General features: G+C 61.3%; 1 pseudogene. It reads left to right on the forward strand.

Annotated features, from left to right (window positions below):
• A pseudogene (locus SM754_RS20265) lies at positions 1 to 271 on the forward strand (sodium-dependent transporter); the annotation flags it as partial.

The following is a 271-nucleotide window of genomic DNA, read 5'->3' on the forward strand; positions in this document are numbered from 1 at the left end:
TTCTCGTCTTCGGAATCCGGCGCGGTATTGAGCGCGTGGTAAAATGGATGATCCCGCTCCTGGTCATCGCGCTTATCGCGGTCGGGATACGCGGCGTCACCCTCCCCGGTGGAACGGAAGGACTGGCGTTCGTCTTCACTCCCGAATGGGAATCGCTCGCTCGCGGAAGCACGTGGGTTGCAGCACTCAGCCAGGCGCTGTTCTCGACGGGATTAGGATGGGGTATCGCACTCACCTACGGAAGCTATCTCGGGCGGTACGACGACGTTCC

The organism is Halorubellus amylolyticus (assembly GCF_034808145.1).
Classification (GTDB): Archaea; Halobacteriota; Halobacteria; order Halobacteriales; family Natrialbaceae; genus Halorubellus.